The organism is Bosea sp. 29B (assembly GCF_902506165.1).
GTDB lineage: Bacteria > Pseudomonadota > Alphaproteobacteria > Rhizobiales > Beijerinckiaceae > Allobosea.
Genome location: NZ_LR733817.1, coordinates 3,280,034 through 3,296,677, shown reverse-complemented (window position 1 = coordinate 3,296,677; position 16,644 = coordinate 3,280,034). Strand labels below are relative to the sequence as shown.

Here is a 16,644-nt window from a genome sequence, read left to right as displayed (position 1 = left end):
GTGTCATCTGCCTTCGTTAAACCCGCAGCATGATCGAAAAGGGCAGCAACGTGTACTCCGCCAGTTCCGGGGATGAGCGCCTCGACCGCCGCTATGCCTGGGCCGAGGCGGCGCTGAAGGATGGCGATCCGCAGGCGGCGATCGACATCCTCGATCAAACGCTTACCGAGAACTACGGTTTCACCGCCGCCTGGCATCTCTACGGATTGGCCCAGGAGGCGCTGGGGCACAATGAGGAGGCGGCGACCGCCTGGCGGCAATGCCTCGACCTCGACCCGAACGACCATGTCGGCGCCAAGCTCGACCTCGCCCGCATCGGCGCGCTCGCGGCCGAGCAGGCGACCTCGGAGAATTTTTCGGGCGCGCTGTTCGATGGCTATGCCGAGCGCTTCGACAGCCATCTCGTCGGCACGCTGCAATATCAGGCGCCGGCACTGCTGAAGGATGCGCTCGCGCGCCTTTGCGCACAGATCGGCCGCCCCTTCCATTTCGAGACGGCCTACGATCTCGGCTGCGGCACCGGGCTGATGGGCGAAGCGATCCGCGCCGAGGTGGAGTTTCTCGCTGGTTGCGATCTCTCGCCGCGCATGATCGCCAAGGCACAGGCCAAGACGCGCGAGAGCGGCGGACCGCTCTACGACAAGCTCGCCACCGCCGGGCTCACCGCCTTCCTGGCGAGCCGGCCCGACATCTCGGCCGATCTCGTCATCGCCGCCGACGTCTTCGTCTATCTCGGCGACCTCGCGCCCAGTTTCCATCAGAGCGCGCGGGTGCTCAAGGCGGGCGGGCTCCTCGCCTTCACCGCGCAGAGCCATGACGGCGAGGGCATCACCGTCGGCCAGGACCGGCGCTTCGCCCATGCCGAGAGCTGGATCAGAGAGGCGCTCGTCGAAGCCGGGCTGAAACCAGTACTGGTCGAGCCGCAGAGCACCCGCATCGACCGCGGCCAGCCGGTACCGGGGCTGATCGTGGTGGCGGAAAACGGCTGAAGAACCAGACTGGCCTAAGTCGCCTCCAGACGCATATCTCCGACATCGACCCCGTCCACGGCGCGCAAGGCCGGGATGGCGAAATCGGTGAAGGCGCGCACGACGGGGCGCATGAAGCGTACCGAGGGGAAGGTCCAGAAGGCCTCCGTCGGCTTGACCTCGTAATCCGGCAGGATGCGGACGAGCCGACCTGTCGCGAGCTCATCCGAAACGAGAAGCTGCTGCACCGGTCCGGCGGCGCGTCCCGACAGCAGCGTCGCGACGATCGTCTCGGCGGCGTTCGTGCGCATGATCGGCCGCACCGGCACGTCGATGCTCTCGCCTCCTCGACGCAACGGCAGCACGTCGCGCGGCGAGAGCAGCGTCGGCGTGGTCACGATATCGATCTCGGAGAGGCGCGCCGGCGTCTCGATCGGCTCCGAGCGCCCGAGGAAACTCGGCGCCGCCACCAGGATCCGACGTACCAGGCCAAGGCGCCGGACGATCAGTTCCTGTCCGTCCGGGCGGCCATATCGGAGCGCGAGATCGAAGCCCTCATAGACCAGATCGATCGCGCGATTTTCCAGGACGAGATCGATCGCGACGTTGGGATAGCGCTCCTGGAAGGCGAGCGCGATCGGATGCAGATGCCTGGCACCAATGCAGGACGGCGCATGCACGCGCAACAACCCTTCGATCGCCCCCATCTCATGGCGCACGCCCTCAAGCGCCGCATCGATGGTGGAAAGCGCGCTGCGGCTGGCCTCATAGAGCGCCTTGCCCTGCACGGTCGGCCGAACCATGCGGGCCGAGCGCTCGAGCAGACGGGCGCCGACATGCCGCTCGAGATTGCGCAGGTGCTTGGTGACGGCCGGTTGTGACACGGAGAGATCGCGCGCCGCAGCGGTGACCGAGCCGCGCTCGACTGTCTGTACGAAAGCCCTCAGGGCAGCAGCGATATCCATGCATAGCCATTGGTTATGGAAGCCATCACCTCATAACGGATCGACGCTATCGCAGCAAATTGCTCTATCGCCTCAGCAATTCCGTTACGCGAGCCGATAGACCGAATGCCCATCGACAGACGCAGCCTGCTGCTCGGCAGCCCGTTCCTTCTATCCGGTTGTGTGACGAGACCCGCAGCCGAGCTTTCCAGCCAGTCGTCGGCCAAGCGCCTCGACATGTTCGAGGCGGACTACGCTTCGATCTACGCCGCCGCCGATGGCGAGCCTTTTCCGGTGCCGGCCGTCGATCTCAGCGAGATCGAGCCCGAATTCCTGCGGCGCGAGGTCGGCTACCGTACGACCGAACGACCCGGAACCGTCGTCGTCGATCCCGAGGAACGCTACGCCTATCTCGTCGGCGAAGGCGGTCGCGCGATCCGCTATGGTATCGGCGTCGGCAAGGAGGAAGGCTTCAACTTCCGCGGTGCCGCGACGATCGCGCGCAAGGCGCAATGGCCGCGCTGGACGCCGACACCGGACATGATCCGCCGCGAGCCGCAGCGCTATGGCCGCTATTCAGGCGGCCTCGCCGGCGGCTCAGGCAATCCGCTCGGTCCGCGCGCGCTCTATCTCTATCGCGACGGGCGCGACACGCTCTACCGGCTGCATGGCACCGTCGAGCCGTGGACGATCGGAACGATGGTCTCGTCCGGCTGCATCCGGTTGCTCAACCAGGACATCATTGACCTCTATCGACGCGTGCCTGTCGGCAGCAAGGTCGTGGTGCTGGGGCTGAGTGCCGGCAGGGCCGTCAGAAAGACGTAAAGCCGCCGTTCCCTTTTCGTTCGACAGAGCCTATCTCTGTCGCTCGATGGATGCGCCCTCGCCTCTTCCCCTTGCCTTCTCCGCCTGGTTCGCCAGTCGCGGCTGGAGCGTGCGGGCGCATCAGCTCGCTTTGCTGGAAGAGGCCCGGGCCGGGCGCTCGACCCTCTTGGTCGCGCCGACCGGGGCCGGCAAGACGCTTGCCGGCTTCCTCCCCTCGCTGGTCGAGCTGACCCAGCGCGGCGGCGAACGCGACGGGCTGCACACGCTCTATGTCTCGCCGCTGAAGGCGCTCGCCGTAGACATCGCGCGCAATCTCGAGACGCCGATCCGGGAAATGGGGCTGGCCGTGAAGGTCGAGACCCGCACTGGCGACACCTCACCGGCCAAGCGCGCGCGCCAGATCGAGCGCCCGCCGGACATATTGCTCACCACCCCGGAGCAGCTCGCGCTGCTGGTCTCGCATCGCGATGCCAAGCCGTTTTTCGCCGGCCTGCGCCGCGTCGTGCTCGACGAACTGCACGCGCTCGTCACCTCCAAGCGCGGCGACCTGCTCTCGCTCGACCTTGCCCGCCTGCGCGCGCTGGCGCCGCAGATGAGTGCGGTCGGCCTCTCGGCCACAGTGCGCGAGCCGGCCGATCTGCAGGCCTATCTCGGCGGGGCCGGCACGCCGTCCGGCCTCGTCACCGTCAAGGGCGGCGCGCAGGCGCAGATCGGCATCATGCACACCAAGCGACGGCTGCCGCTGGCGGGGCACATCACTGCCCATGCCGTCGACGACATCTATGCCGCGATCCAGGCCCACAAGCTGACCCTCGTCTTCGTTAACACCCGCATGCAGGCCGAGTTCATGTTCCAGGCGCTGTGGAGCGTAAACGAGGAGACGCTGCCGATCGCCCTGCATCACGGCTCGCTCGATGTCGGCCAGCGCCGCAAGGTCGAGGCGGCGATGGCGGCGGGAAAGCTGAAAGCCGTAGTCTGCACAGCGACGCTCGACCTCGGCATCGACTGGGGCGATGTCGACCTCGTCATCAATGTCGGCGCGCCCAAGGGCGCGAGCCGCCTGATGCAGCGTATCGGCCGCTCGAATCACCGCATGGACGAGCCCTCGCAGGCGCTGCTGGTGCCCTCAAATCGGTTCGAATTGCTCGAATGCCGGGCCGCGCTCGATGCGGTGGCGGAGGCGGCGCAGGACACGCCCCCGCCGCGAAACGGGGCGCTCGACGTGCTCGCCCAGCATGTGCTGGGGGTCGCCTGCTCCGACGGTTTCGAGCCCGATGCGCTCTATGAGGAGGTCCTGACCGCCTCGCCCTATGCCGACCTCGCCCGTGCCGATTTCGACGCCGTCGTCGATTTCGTCGCGACCGGCGGCTATGCGCTGAAGAGCTATGAGCGCTTCGCCAAGCTCCGGCGCAGCAAGGACGGCATTTATCGCGCCAGCAATGCCCGCGTCATCCAGCAATACCGGATGAATGTCGGCACCATCGTCGAATCGACCATGCTCAAGGTCAGGCTCGGCCGCTCGCGGCCGGCTCGCCCCGGCGGTCAACAGATGCTCAGCCGCGGCGGGCGCGTGCTCGGCGAGCTGGAGGAGTACTTCGCCGAGACGATGACGCCGGGCGACACCTTCGTCTTCGCCGGCGAGGTGCTGCGCTTCGAGGGCATCGTCGAGAACGAGGTGGTCTGCTCGCGCACCAGCGCCGGCACCGACCCGAAGATTCCCTCTTATGCCGGCGGCAAGTTCCCGCTCTCGACCTTCCTCGCCGCCCGTGTCCGCGCCATCCTGGCGACGCCGAAGGAATGGGCGAAGCTGCCGGACGAGGTCTCGTCCTGGCTGCATGCGCAGCGGCTGAAATCGCGCCTGCCCAAGCCGGGCGAACTCCTGGTCGAGACCTTTCCGCGCGCCGGGCGCTTCTTCCTCGTCGCCTACCCATTCGAGGGCCGCCTCGCCCACCAGACGCTCGGCATGCTGCTGACGCGCCGGCTGGAGCGGGCACGATTGAAGCCGCTCGGCTTCGTCTGCAATGATTATGGCCTTGGCGTCTGGACTCTCGGCGACATGGCGGCGGCGATCGCGCGCGGGGCGCTCTCGCTCGACGAGCTCTTCGCGCAGGACATGCTCGGCGACGATCTCGAGGAGTGGCTGGCGGAATCGGCGCTGATGAAGCGCACCTTCCGCTCCTGCGCCGTGATCGGCGGCTTGATCGAGCGCCGCTTCCCCGGCCAGGAGAAGAGCGGGCGGCAGGTGACGATCTCGACCGACCTGGTCTACGACGTGCTGCGCCGGCATCAGCCCGACCATGTGCTGCTGCGCGCCGCACGCGCCGATGCCGCGACCGGCTTGCTCGACATCGGCCGCCTGGGTCAGATGCTGACACGGATCAGCGGCCGAATCGTGCATCAGCCGCTCGATCACGTCTCGCCGCTCTCGGTCTCGGTCATGCTGGAGATCGGACGCGAGGCGGTCCATGGCGAGGCGGCCGACGAGATCCTGGCCGAGGCGGAAGCACAGATGCTCGAAGAGGCGATGGCGTGAACCTGGCGGCGAAGGAATCGAGCGACGTGGCGGCCGAGGCGTTCATGCTAAGCCGGCTGGCTGTCGTGCCCGACCTCTCCGGCGCGCTGTACCTCCCGGACGAGCGCACGCTCGTCGTTGCCGACCTGCATCTGGAGAAGGGCTCGGCCTATGCGGCGCGCGGCGTGCTGCTGCCGCCCTATGATTCCGCCGCGACGCTGCGGCTGCTCGGCGCCGCCATCCTGCGCTACCAGCCGGCGCGCGTGATCGCGCTCGGCGATTCCTTCCATGATCGCGGCGCCGAGGCGCGCATCGACGAGTGCTGCTTGGCGACCCTGCGCGCCTATCAGGCCGGCCGCGACTGGCTCTGGATCTGCGGCAACCACGACCCTGCGATCTCGGCCGCGATGGGCGGCACCGTAGCCGACGAACTCGATCTGCGCGGCGTCAGGCTGCGGCACGAGCCGAGCCCTGCCGGTGCGCTGCCGGAGATCGCCGGGCATCTGCACCCCGCCGCCAAGGTCCGCATGCGCGGCCGGGCGCTGCGCCGACGCTGCTTTGCCCTGTCGCCGAGCCGCTGCGTCATGCCGGCGATGGGCGCCTATGCCGGCGGGCTCAATGTCCGCGACGCCGCCTTCCGGCCGCTGTTCGGCCTCGGCTTTTCCGCCCATCTCCTTGGCGATGGCAGGCTTTTCCGCATCGACCAGCGCCTGCTGCTGCCGGACTGAAACGGACGGCCGCAGCGAGGTCGAGCACTCCATTGGTCATGGAGATGTCGAGCGCCCTTCATTTTCATGTGCAGGGATATGTGCGTAACAGGTTGCGTCGGGGCGGGGCTTGTGGCATCAGGACGCCGCTTCGGAACGGCGCGGCGCCTTCCGGTCCTCAAGTGACCTGAAACGCCAGCATATCCCGGTCCTGCTGCGGTAGCTCAGTGGTAGAGCACTCCATTGGTAATGGAGAGGTCGAGAGTTCAATCCTCTCTCGCAGCACCAGCCTTTCCGGTTCGCCTTCTATCAATGCAGCGAACCTCGGCAGGCCCCCTGCCCTATCCAGCCGCTCGCTATCCCTCGCTGGCCTGATCGCCGCTCAGACTCTCTCGTCTCGCGCTAGCCGCCAGAGCAGATAGACCCCGCTCAGGAGACCGGTCGTCAGGCCGATCGGCAGGTTGAGTCCGGACGGGACGCGCTGGCTGATCAGGTCCGCCGCCAGCAGCAGGACTGCCCCCATCGCCGCGCCCGGCAGCAGCGGCACATCCGGCGCGCGGCACAGGCGCCGGGCAAGCTGTGGGCCGGCCAAAGCGATGAAGGCGATCGGCCCGGCCGCTGCGGTGGCCATCGCGGTCAGGCCGACAGCCGTCATCACCATGGCGAGCCGCGTGCGCTCGACGGGGACGCCGAGCTGGCTGGCGGCATCGTCGCCCATTTCGAGCAGAGCGAGGCGCCGGGCATGCAGGAGCGCGATCGGCGCGATCAGGATGAGGCCGAGCCCGGCCGGAATCGCATGCACCCAGCTGCGCGCCGTCAGCGAGCCCGCCAGCCAGATCTGGGCGGAGATCGAACGGTCGAGATCGCTCGCCACAAGCAGGATCGTGTTGACGCCGGAGAGGGTCGCGCCGACGCCGATGCCGACCAGCACGAGCCGGTAGCCGCCGGTGACGCGCCCCTTCAGCGCCAGCAGGAAGACGAGCGCAGCCGTCGCCATGCCCGAGAGCACCGCCGCCAGCGCGACGGCAAAGGGATCGGCGCCGAACAGGATGATCTGCACGATCGCGCCGGTGGCCGCGCCGGTGGTGAAGCCGATGATGTCGGGTGAGCCCAGCGCATTGCGCGAGATCGACTGGAAGATCGCTCCGGCCATGCCGAGCGCCGAACCGACGCAGGCCGCGGTGACAACACGCGGCAAGCGCAGGCCCCAGATCACACGCTCGGCCATGGGGTTGTCGCCCCTGCCGAACAAGGCGGCGACGACTTCGGCGGGTGCGAAAGCGAGCGTGCCCGTGCCAAGCAGGACGACAGCGAGGACGAGGGCGATTCCGGCGAGCACCGCGCAGACCAGCGCAGTGCGCGGCCGCCAGCGCAACGAGAACGAACCTAGCCTGAGTGTGGAGAACGCGCTCATGGCCGGCTCACCTTGAAGCGGCGCACGGCCATGATGAAGAAGGGCCCACCGAGAAGGGCGGCGACGATCCCGACGGCGACCTCGGAAGGCGCCGCGACCACGCGCCCGATGATATCGGCGCCGAGCAGGAGGAGCGCGGCGAACAACGCCGAGCTAGGCAGGATCCAGCGGTGATCCGGGCCGACGAGTGCCCGCGCCAGATGCGGCGCGATCAGGCCGACGAAGCCGATCGGCCCAGCCGCGGCGGTGGCGGCGCCGGCCAGCAGCATCACCGCCAAGCAGGCCGAGAGCCAGATCGTACGCGGCGCAGCTCCGAGGGCCTGACCGAGCTCCTGCCCCAGCGCCAGGACGTTGAGACCACCGACGATCGACAGGGCGATGGCAAAGCCCGCCGCGACGCCGATAGCCAGCACGACAGCCGCCTCGAAGCTCGCGCCCTCGACCGAACCCGCGGCCCAATGGCGGAAATTATCGAAGGCGATGGGCGAGGCGTTGATCACCATGATGCCGGTCATCGCACCGAGCACGATCGAGAGCCCGGCACCGGCGAGGACGAGCCGGACGGGATTGGTCCCGGTCTCATGTGCCCGCCCGAGCAGGAACACGGCGGCGCCAGCGAGGCCCGCTCCGAACGCGGCGAGCCAGACATAGTGGATGGGCCGCGTCAGGCCGAGCAGGGTCACCCCGAGCACGACGGCCACCGCCGCGCCGGCATTGATGCCGAGCAGGCCGGGCTCGGCCAGGGCATTGCGGGTGACCGCCTGCATGATCGCTCCAGCAAGGCCGAGCGCCGCGCCGGCGAGGACGGCCGTGATCAGCCGCGGCACGCGCAACTGCCAGACGACCAGATGCAGATCGTTGCCGGGATCATAGGCGCGCAGCGCGGCGAGGACGGTGGTAGGCGGGATCGGCCGCGAGCCGATCACCAGGCTCGCCAGCGCCAAAAGGCCGAGCGCGATGATGCCGGTGGCGAGCCACCACCGGCGCCTATGCCATCTCATCGTCTGGCGAAGCTCTCGCGCAGCCGCTCGATGATCTGGCGCCCGGAATAGGGATCGATACGGAAGGAGGTCAGCCCGAGCGGATAGACCCGCTTGCCGGTGACGGCCGGGTGATTGGCCAGCACCGGCTCGGCCAGGAAGGCCTCGACGTCGTTGTCGGTCGCGCGCAGGAGCAGGACGGTGTCGGCGGCGATCGCAGCCGAAAGATTCTCGCGCGAAAAGAACTCGAAGTCCGAGGGACGCGCCGAGCTCTGCTTCAGCTCCGCCGGTAGGCCCACCACCTCGAAGCCCAGCGCCGAAACGAGCTTGGAAACCGGGCTCGCGGTCCGCGCCACCGAATAGCTGCCGGCGATGTTGTAGCCGACGATGCTGGCCTTCCTGCCCTTCGCGGCGATGGCGGGTGCTGCGGCGGCGAGATCGGCATCGAAGCGCGCGATCGCAGCGGCAGCCTCCTTTTCCAAGCCGGTCGCCTGGCCGAGTTCGGTTGCGAGTTCCTGCCAGCTCCGGCTGGAATAATCGACCACCAGGGTCGGCACGCCGAGCGCCTCCAGCTCGGCCCGATGCTGGAGGATGCTGTCGGCGCCGGTGGTCGAGGCGATCACCAGGTCCGGCTTCCAGCCGAGCACCGCCTCGATGTCGAATTTCAGGTTGGGATAGAGCACCTTGACGCCGCGCTTGTCGGCGTCGGCAGCCCATTGCGAGAAGAAGCCCTTGGCGTCGGTGAGCGGGCTCGGCGTCGTCGCCGTGCTCGCCAGCAGGGGCGCCTCAATCGCCAGCAGGATGCCGGTGACGCTCGGCGTGGTCGAGACGATGCGCAGCGGCTTCCTGGCCAGCGTCAACTCGCCGGCAGCGTGCCTGATGGTGCGGGGCCAGCCCGCCTCCTGGCTCCAGGCCGGCTGGCCAATCCCGCTCAGGGTAGCCGCGATGGTGATGATGGCAATGAAGAGCTTGATGAGGGGCATCGTCGATCTATCTGGCCGGTGTCGTCCTGCGGACCGGGAACCGGGCTCCGCCACGCGCTGCACGTCGAAGTGCATGCACACCATCCCTCATGACGGATCGTATCCCGCGATGCAATATGGACTAGGATAAGGGAGTCAGTTATCGAGCGTAAAACCGTCAGCGGTGACTGACTTATCACAACTAGAGCCGAAAGGGATGCCGTCGAAAGCCACGAATTCGACAGCATCGACTGTAGTTTGGAAGAATTGAAAAGTACTATGCAGCCTGATTCTCGCCTCCACGCGGATGCGCTGACGCTCTGCTACGAGGCGCGCACGATCTCGACCGGCCTCTCGGTCGCGATCGCCGACGGCTCGTTCACCGTGATCGTCGGGCCCAATGCCTGCGGCAAGTCGACCCTGCTGCGGGCCCTGTCGCGCTTGCTTACGCCCGCTGCCGGCCAGGTGATCCTCGACGGCAGGCAGATCGGCGAGCGCTCGGCCAAGGAGGTCGCGCGGCGCCTCGGCCTGTTGCCGCAGAGCGCGATCGCCCCGGACGGCATCACCGTCGCCGACCTCGTCGCCCGCGGCCGCTATCCGCATCAGTCGTTCCTGCGGCAATGGTCGAGGGCAGATGAAGCCGCGGTCACGGCCGCGATGCGGGCGACGCGCGTCGACGCGCTTTCGACCCGCCCGGTCGACGAGCTCTCCGGCGGCCAGCGCCAGCGGGTCTGGGTCGCGATGGTGCTGGCGCAGGAGACGCCGATCCTGCTGCTCGACGAACCCACGACCTTCCTCGACATCGCCCACCAGATCGAGCTGCTCGACCTGCTCGCCGAGCTTAACGTGCAGGGGCGGACGATCGTCGCGGTGCTGCACGACCTCAACCAGGCCTGCCGCTACGCCTCGCACCTCGTCGCGATGAAGGACGGCGCGATTGTCGCCGAGGGCGGCCCGGCGGGCATCGTCACGGCCGAGCTGATCGAAGAGGTCTTCGGCCTGCCCTGCATCGTCATACCCGATCCGGTCGCGGGAACCCCGCTGATCGTACCCAGGGGACAAAGGCGGGCAGCGCACTCCAGCGACCGGTCGAACTGACCATGGCAAAGCAGCTGCACATCGGACTGAGCCTGACGCCGACCTGGCTGAAAGGCAGGACGGCGGATGATCCGGACGCCCAGCCGGCCCGCGACCCCGTCGAATTCAACCTTGCACTGGCCCGGATGGCCGAACAGGCCAAGCTCGATTTCGTCTTCAAGCCCGACTATCTCCTGCTGCATCCCGGCGCCGCCGGCAGCGGCTTCGTCGGCCTCGACCCGACGCTGCTGCTGACCGCGCTCGCTTGCCAGACCGACAGGATCGGCCTCGTCACCACCGTCTCGACCAGCTTCAACCCGCCCTTCGTGGTGGCGCGCCAGATCCAGTCGCTGCACTGGATCAGCAAGGGGCGCGTCGGACTCAACATCGTCACCTCGATCGAGGGCGCGGAGAATTTCGGCGATGCGCCGATGCCTCCGCCGGAGGTCCGCTATCGCAAGGCCGCCGAGTTCACTGAGGTCATGCGCAAGCTCTGGCAGAGCTATCCGCATGAGGCATTGACGGGCACGGGGCCGAGTGCCGCAATCGACCACCGCGGCGAGTTCTTCAGCGTGAAAGGGCCGCTCAATGTGCCCGGCCACGCGGCGGGACCGCCGCCTTTGTTCCAGGCCGGCGCCTCCGATGTCGGGCGCGACTTCGCTTCCTCGATCGCCGACGCGACCTTCGCCGCCATGCCCGACCGCGAGGCCGGCATCGAGTTGCGCGGCGACCTGCGCCGGCGCGCGCAGGGACATGGCCGTAATCCGGACTCGGTGCGGGTACTGCCGGGCCTGCATTTCTTCCTCGCCGCGACGCGCGCGGAGGCCTGGGCACTGCATGCGCGGGCGCACGCCCATCTCACCGCCGGGCAGCGTCGCAAGATGGTGGCGTCCGTCCTCGGGCTCGACCTTGGCGACCTGCCGCCCGAGGCGCGGGTGACAGCCCAGATGCTGCCGCCGCCCGACACGCCGGTGCGCAGCCGCACTCATGCCGAACTGCTGCGCCGCTTCATCGAGGCGAACGAGCCGACGGTGGCGGAGGTGCTGGCGCGGCCGGAAATCGTCGGCTCGGCCCATTGGGTCTGCGTCGGGACCGTCGACGACGTCCTCGCCGAAATCACCGCCTGGTTCGAGGCCGGCGCGATCGACGGCTTCATCGCGATCCCCGGCGGCTCCATGCAGTCGCTACGCCTGTTCATGGAGGAGCTGGTGCCGGCGCTGGCGCAGAGAGGCCTGTTCCGCAGCGACTATGAAGGCACGACGCTGCGTCAGCATCTGCGGATCGACGCGGAGCAGTGATGCGGCTCAGGCGCCGCCCGAGTCCCGCGTCGCCGCCCGTGCCGCGGCGAACAGCGCCTCGCGATGTCCCTCAGCCTCGGCCGTCTTGACGAAGGAGACTGTGGTGACGACGCAGGCGATCTCGCCGAGCGCATTGAAGACCGGCGCGGCCTTGCCGGTCAGCAGCGAGAACAGATGCTCATTCAGCTCCGCGCCTCCCTCGCGCCTGACGGCATCGAGCATCTCGCCCGGCGGCCGGCTGCCGCGGAAAGAGGCTGGTTGCAGCTTGCGCGCGGCGGCGATCGCCTCCTTCGGCAGATGCGCCTGGAAGACGAAGCCGCAGGCGGTGTTGTCGACAGGCAGGACGTCGCCCAGCGTCACCGTGCTCAGCGCGAAATCGGTGTTGCGGTACCAGCGCACGATGGTCGGGCCGCGCTCGGTCCAGATCGCGACGCCGCAACTGGCGGCGATAGCGGATGCAAGCGTCTTCATCGTCCGCGCCGCGACCTCGACGGCGTCGATGCGCCTGAGCGCGCGGACCCCGATGCTGAGCGCGACCGGGCCGAGATCGTAGTGGCCGGTGACGTCGTCCTGCGCCGCCAGCCCCTCCCGCACCAGGCTCTGCATGTAGCGATGGGCGGTGGACGAGCCGGTGCGCGCTCGTCGCGCGATCTCGCCCAGCACCAACGGCCCGTCCGCCTTGGCCAGGATGTCGAGAAAGCGGGCCGCGATCGAGACCGATTGGATCGTCGGCGAGCGTTTGGTGCTGAGGCTGATGGTCATGCGAATCGCGGCAGGAATGCGCGGCAGATGCCGGCTCGCGCTTTGTGACACCGGGAGCCGCCTGGGGACAAGCACCGCCCTCATTCGAGCCCTTCCAAACACCAAGCCGCGCCAGACCCAGAACTGCGACCGGAAAAGCACAGCGGGACGGCAATAGGGCGGCCCCGTGTCCGCTTCGTGTTGACATGCGGAATGCATCCCACACTGTAGGATCATTCAGTGTGACCTCGCGAGCCACGGCCCTGTCCCCAGCCAGCGAGATTTTATCGGGTGGTGGGGAACATCATGTCGTCCAAGCTTGTCCTGATGCGCAGCGTGAGCTTCGTGTCGCTGATCGCCGTCGCGGCGGCGATGCCGGCCTTCGCGCAGAGCAATCCGGCCCCGACGGCCGGAACGATCGAGCTCGATGCGATCACGGTCACCGGCGAGAAGGTCGAGCGCGACCTGAAGAACACGGCATCGTCAGTCTCGGTCATCACCGACAAGGACATCGCCCGGGCGAACACCGGAAATGCAACCGTGTCCGAGATCCTCGTCGGCACGCCCAACGTGACCTATAGCGACACGGTCAGCGCTCCGATCATCCGCGGCCTGGACACGCAAGGCCCGCTGACAGGCCAGAACTCGTTCTGGGGCGGCACGGTGCCGCGCGCCACGATCAATGTCGACGGCCACTATCTCAGCTACAACGAGTTCTATTTCGGCGCGACCTCGCCCTGGGACGTCAAGAGCATCGAGGTCTTCCGCGGGCCGCAGACGACCTCGCAGGGCGCCAATGCCATCGCCGGCGCGATCATCGTCAACACAAAGGACCCGACTTTCACGCGCGAAGCGGGTTTCCTGACCGAATTCGGCAGCTATGCGACGCGGCGCGCGGCGCTGATGCTGTCGGGACCGATCATCAAGGACCAGCTCGCCGGGCGCATCACGCTCGACTATTCCGGCCGCGACACCTTCATCGACTACATCAGCCCGAACTTCCAGACGCGCTATGCCGACCAGGACTTCCGGAACCTGAACCTGCGGGCCAAGCTGCTCTGGCGCCCGAGTGAACTGCCCGGGTTCGAGGCGAAGCTCACCTATTCGCGCAATGAGAGCAATCGGCCGAGCCAGGAGGCGGCGTCGGCCCCGTTCGACCGGCTGAAGCACATCACCACGACGATGCCGAGCTTCAAGCAGAACAGCAACACCGGCGTCCTCGATCTCAGCTATGATTTCGGCAACCGCCTCAAGCTGTCCAACCAGACGCAGTTCACCGACCTCTCGGTGAGCCGGAAGACCGGCCTGCTTGGCAATGGCGACGCCTATATCACCCAGCGGAACATCTCGAACGAGCTCCGGCTGAACTATGGCGAGCAGAACGACGTCCTCAGTGGCGTCGCCGGCATCTACTATGCCCACACCAAGACGGACGAGATCCTCTATCTCACCGGCCAGTCGACCTTCGACGATACCAAGCGCAATCTCGGCATCTTCGGCGAGGCCAGCTATCGCCTGACCGATCGCTGGACCTTCACCGGCTCGCTCCGCTTCCAGCAGGACCAGATCGAGCGCGAAGGCCGTACCGTCTTCGCGCGGCAAGGCGTCGATTTCGACAAGACCTTCCAGGCCGTGCTGCCGAAGGCCTCGATCGCCTATGCGGTGACACCGGACTGGACCGTCGGCGCGATGGTCAACCGCGGTTACAACCCCGGCGGCGTCTCGCTCAACCTCACCGCCGGCCGCTGGCAGCCGTTCCAAGAGGAGACGTCGTGGAACTATGAGTTGTTCACCCGCGCCAGCCTGCTGAACAACCGGCTGAACGTCGGCGGCAACCTGTTCTACACCGACTTCCAGAATGCCCAGTACTTCATCCCGGTCGTGCTCTCGACGGGCGTGGTGCAGTCCTATGCGATCAATGCCGAGAAGGCCCATGCCTATGGGCTCGAGGTCAACGCCGATTATCGCCTGCTCGACAATCTGACGCTGAAGGCCGGCGCCGGCCTGCTGCGGACCGAGATCGACAAGATCTCCGCCAATGCCGGCTACAAGGGCAACGAATTCGCGAAGTCGCCGGGCTACATGGTGAGCTTCGGCGCGAGCTGGGACGTCACCAGCAAGCTCAATCTCACCGCCCAGCTCCGTCACACCGACGGCTACTATTCCGACGTCGCCAATACGCGTCTCTACCTGATCAAGCCCTATACGATCGCCGACATGCGCGCGAGCTATCAGATCACCGACAATCTGCAGGTCTATGGCTACGTCAAGAACATCTTCGACGAGCGCAAGCCGACCTATATGCAGCAGAACCGCGGCATCGGCGGCACCGAGGCGAGCATGACCGAGCCGCGCATGTTCGGCGCCGGCATCAAGGGCACGTTCTGAACGAGCGCGCCTGACAAGGCGGCGCGGTGGCGAGCGATTGCGCCCGCCGCGCCCCTGCCGCCCCCCAACTTCCTGCAAAGAGGTTCGCATGAACGACCTGTCGCGCCCGGCCGCGCCACCGCCCGGCCCGCCTTTGCGCCTGCTCCAGCAGATCGCCGCCTATCGCACCTCCCATTGCATCCGCACCGCCGTCGAGCTCGGCATTCCCGCCTTCCTGCAGGAAGGGCCGCAGACCGCCGGCGAGCTCGCCGAACGCATCGGCGGCAAGGCCGAGCTGCTGGCAAGGCTGCTCGGCCATCTCGTCAATGAAGAGATCATCGGGCGCGATGAGATAGGCCGCTATGTCGCTCTGCCGACAACGCGCGCCCTCGTTCCTGGCCACCCTCATTCGCTGGCGCCCTGGGTTCGCTTCGAGCTCGATCCGCTGCACGGACGCGCCTGGGAGCGGCTCGGCGAGCAGATCCGAGGCGGCACGCCCGCCTTCGAGCTCGCCCATGGCAGCCCGTTCTTCAGCTGGCTCGGCCAGGACGAGGCAGCGCAGGAGCGCTTCGACATCCAGATGCGCGCGATCGCGACGGCGCTGATCGGCGTCGCGGTGCGCCACATCCAGTTCGCCGCCGGCGAGACGGTCATCGATGTCGGTGGCGGCGACGGTTCGCTGCTGGCCGAGTTGCTCGGCCGCAATCCCGGCACCAGCGGCGTGCTCTACGAATTGCCGCGGGCGACCGAGGCGCTGAACCCGCGCTTCGCCGAGCTGGTACAGGCCGGACGCGCCCGGGTGCAGCATGGCTCGTTCTTCGACGAGATCCCGACCGGTGGCGACGCCTATGTCTTCAGCCGGATCCTGCACGACTTCGACGACGCAGCCGCCGGCCGCATCCTCGCCAACGCGAAGGCCGCGACCAAGGGGCCTGAGCGTTTCGTCGTGGTCGACATCATGGTCGATCCCGCACGAGCTAAGCCAAACGAGACCTCGCAGGACCTGCTGATGATGGTGCTGATGGGCGGGCAGGAGCGCAGCGCCGGCGAGTTCTCGCAGTTGCTCGCCGATAACGGCTTCGAGACCGCCGCGGTGACGCCGACCGCCTCGCCCTTCCATATCCTCGAGTTCCGCCATCCGCGCTGAGGCGGGTGACGCGCCGGCTCCGTCAAGCCGGGACCAGCACGCGCGTCAGCAGAAGATCGCCGAGGCGTGCGAAGCGGGCTTCGATCTCGCGGCCGGCCAGGAACTCCGGCGACAGTTGCTCCACGAGGTGCAGGCGCGCCGTGCCCCGGCCATCCCAGGCGATCAGCTCGGAAGCGCGGAAGGACATCGGCCGGCGCAGCAGCGGATGGAGCGCCTTGAACAGGCTCTCCTTGGCCGAGAAGGCCAGCGTGATCGAGAACGGGTCGTTCGCGAGATGACGGCACTCCCAGGGCGTCAAGGCCTCGGGCGCGATCTCGCTCGCCGCCTGCCCGTCCATGATCCGCTCGATGTCGATGCCGATGCCGAGACAGCTGCCCGTGTGAGCAGCGATCGCGACAGCCACGTCGCCGCTATGCGAGATCGAGCCGAGCGTGCCTTCAGGCCAGACCGGTGAGCGGTCGGGCGCCATGCCGGGACAGGTGCCCTGCCCGGTCAGCAGCCGCAGGGCCTCGCTGGCGCAGCACCGCCCCGCCAGCCATTCGGCGCGGCGCCGGGGTGCGGCGCGCGCGATGCGATCCGGCAGGACGATGCCGTAGTCTGCCGGACCGGGCTCGCGCGAGAACCGTATCGCAACGCAGCGATAGTCGATGGGCTCGCCTTGCCAGGGATGGAGCAGCTCCGGTCTGCTCTCCATCGACGCTC

At 67.7% G+C, this 16,644-nt stretch carries 14 protein-coding genes and 1 tRNA gene; 9 read left to right on the top strand and 6 right to left on the bottom strand.

Features of this window, described 5'->3' with window-relative positions:
• Nucleotides 1-50 precede the first annotated feature (50 nt).
• On the top strand, nt 51-989 hold the full coding sequence (locus GV161_RS16005; protein WP_244624232.1) for a methyltransferase: 939 nt from the start codon (nt 51-53) through the stop codon (nt 987-989).
• Between the two features lie 14 nt (nt 990-1,003).
• Here the strand turns inward: GV161_RS16005 and GV161_RS16000 are convergent, their stop codons facing one another.
• Nucleotides 1,004-1,933, bottom strand: coding sequence for a LysR family transcriptional regulator (locus GV161_RS16000; RefSeq protein WP_152016631.1), 930 nt, complete (start codon nt 1,931-1,933; stop codon nt 1,004-1,006).
• Nucleotides 1,934-2,038: 105 nt separating this feature from the next.
• On the opposite strand from GV161_RS16000, the gene GV161_RS15995 reads away from it, so the two are divergent.
• From GV161_RS15995 to GV161_RS15980, 4 genes are all read left to right on the top strand, one after another.
• The gene (locus GV161_RS15995) at nt 2,039-2,737 is read left to right on the top strand and encodes a L,D-transpeptidase (protein WP_152016630.1); all 699 of its coding nucleotides are present in this window, start codon (nt 2,039-2,041) and stop codon (nt 2,735-2,737) included.
• Between the two features lie 46 nt (nt 2,738-2,783).
• Nucleotides 2,784-5,270, top strand: a complete 2,487-nt coding sequence (locus GV161_RS15990) for a ligase-associated DNA damage response DEXH box helicase (RefSeq protein WP_152016629.1) — start codon at nt 2,784-2,786, stop codon at nt 5,268-5,270.
• A 44-nt stretch (nt 5,271-5,314) separates the two neighbouring features.
• The gene (gene pdeM / locus GV161_RS15985) at nt 5,315-5,977 is read left to right on the top strand and encodes a ligase-associated DNA damage response endonuclease PdeM (protein ID WP_152017484.1); all 663 of its coding nucleotides are present in this window, start codon (nt 5,315-5,317) and stop codon (nt 5,975-5,977) included.
• A gap of 192 nt (nt 5,978-6,169) precedes the next feature.
• Nucleotides 6,170-6,244, top strand: a tRNA-Thr gene (locus tag GV161_RS15980).
• A 94-nt stretch (nt 6,245-6,338) separates the two neighbouring features.
• Here the strand turns inward: GV161_RS15980 and GV161_RS15975 are convergent.
• The 3 genes from GV161_RS15975 to fepB are packed head-to-tail and all read right to left on the bottom strand — an operon-like array spanning nt 6,339 to nt 9,333.
• Nucleotides 6,339-7,370, bottom strand: coding sequence for an iron chelate uptake ABC transporter family permease subunit (locus GV161_RS15975; protein ID WP_152016628.1), 1,032 nt, complete (start codon nt 7,368-7,370; stop codon nt 6,339-6,341).
• On the bottom strand, nt 7,367-8,371 hold the full coding sequence (locus tag GV161_RS15970) for an iron ABC transporter permease (protein WP_152016627.1): 1,005 nt from the start codon (nt 8,369-8,371) through the stop codon (nt 7,367-7,369). The genes GV161_RS15975 and GV161_RS15970 overlap by 4 nt, the downstream gene beginning before the upstream one ends.
• A complete protein-coding gene (gene fepB / locus GV161_RS15965) occupies nt 8,368-9,333 on the bottom strand; it encodes a Fe2+-enterobactin ABC transporter substrate-binding protein (protein ID WP_152016626.1) in 966 nt (321 codons plus the stop codon). Before fepB ends, GV161_RS15970 begins: the two co-directional genes overlap by 4 nt.
• Before the next feature lie 258 nt (nt 9,334-9,591).
• Here fepB and GV161_RS15960 point away from each other — a divergent pair, with 258 nt between their 5' ends.
• A complete protein-coding gene (locus tag GV161_RS15960) occupies nt 9,592-10,410 on the top strand; it encodes an ABC transporter ATP-binding protein (RefSeq protein WP_152016625.1) in 819 nt (272 codons plus the stop codon).
• Entirely contained in the window at nt 10,407-11,687 is a 1,281-nt protein-coding gene (locus tag GV161_RS15955; protein WP_152016624.1) for an NtaA/DmoA family FMN-dependent monooxygenase, read from the top strand. The genes GV161_RS15960 and GV161_RS15955 overlap by 4 nt, the downstream gene beginning before the upstream one ends.
• Before the next feature lie 6 nt (nt 11,688-11,693).
• Here the strand turns inward: GV161_RS15955 and GV161_RS15950 are convergent, their stop codons facing one another.
• The gene (locus tag GV161_RS15950) at nt 11,694-12,449 is read right to left on the bottom strand and encodes an IclR family transcriptional regulator (protein WP_152016623.1); all 756 of its coding nucleotides are present in this window, start codon (nt 12,447-12,449) and stop codon (nt 11,694-11,696) included.
• 285 nt (nt 12,450-12,734) lie between these two features.
• On the opposite strand from GV161_RS15950, the gene GV161_RS15945 reads away from it, so the two are divergent.
• Entirely contained in the window at nt 12,735-14,816 is a 2,082-nt protein-coding gene (locus GV161_RS15945; RefSeq protein WP_152016622.1) for a TonB-dependent receptor, read from the top strand.
• A gap of 88 nt (nt 14,817-14,904) precedes the next feature.
• Entirely contained in the window at nt 14,905-15,942 is a 1,038-nt protein-coding gene (locus GV161_RS15940; RefSeq protein ID WP_152016621.1) for a methyltransferase, read from the top strand.
• 22 nt (nt 15,943-15,964) lie between these two features.
• Here the strand turns inward: GV161_RS15940 and GV161_RS15935 are convergent, their stop codons facing one another.
• Complete coding sequence (locus GV161_RS15935; RefSeq protein WP_152016620.1) at nt 15,965-16,636, bottom strand: 4'-phosphopantetheinyl transferase superfamily protein; 672 nt, start codon at nt 16,634-16,636, stop codon at nt 15,965-15,967.
• Nucleotides 16,637-16,644: the final 8 nt, after the last annotated feature.

What these genes read in the sequence shown, in the direction of transcription:
- GV161_RS15940 (WP_152016621.1), top strand. Translation starts at nt 14,905, where the DNA reads ATGAACGACCTGTCGCGCCCGGCCGCGCCACCGCCCGGCCCGCCTTTG.
- GV161_RS15945 (WP_152016622.1), top strand. Translation starts at nt 12,735, where the DNA reads ATGTCGTCCAAGCTTGTCCTGATGCGCAGCGTGAGCTTCGTGTCGCTG.
- GV161_RS15995 (WP_152016630.1), top strand. Translation starts at nt 2,039, where the DNA reads ATGCCCATCGACAGACGCAGCCTGCTGCTCGGCAGCCCGTTCCTTCTA.
- GV161_RS15970 (WP_152016627.1), bottom strand. Translation starts at nt 8,371, where the DNA reads ATGAGATGGCATAGGCGCCGGTGGTGGCTCGCCACCGGCATCATCGCG.
- GV161_RS15960 (WP_152016625.1), top strand. Translation starts at nt 9,592, where the DNA reads ATGCAGCCTGATTCTCGCCTCCACGCGGATGCGCTGACGCTCTGCTAC.
- GV161_RS15950 (WP_152016623.1), bottom strand. Translation starts at nt 12,449, where the DNA reads ATGACCATCAGCCTCAGCACCAAACGCTCGCCGACGATCCAATCGGTC.
- GV161_RS16000 (WP_152016631.1), bottom strand. Translation starts at nt 1,933, where the DNA reads ATGGATATCGCTGCTGCCCTGAGGGCTTTCGTACAGACAGTCGAGCGC.
- fepB (WP_152016626.1), bottom strand. Translation starts at nt 9,333, where the DNA reads ATGCCCCTCATCAAGCTCTTCATTGCCATCATCACCATCGCGGCTACC.
- GV161_RS15975 (WP_152016628.1), bottom strand. Translation starts at nt 7,370, where the DNA reads ATGAGCGCGTTCTCCACACTCAGGCTAGGTTCGTTCTCGTTGCGCTGG.
- GV161_RS15990 (WP_152016629.1), top strand. Translation starts at nt 2,784, where the DNA reads ATGGATGCGCCCTCGCCTCTTCCCCTTGCCTTCTCCGCCTGGTTCGCC.
- GV161_RS15935 (WP_152016620.1), bottom strand. Translation starts at nt 16,636, where the DNA reads ATGGAGAGCAGACCGGAGCTGCTCCATCCCTGGCAAGGCGAGCCCATC.
- pdeM (WP_152017484.1), top strand. Translation starts at nt 5,315, where the DNA reads ATGCTAAGCCGGCTGGCTGTCGTGCCCGACCTCTCCGGCGCGCTGTAC.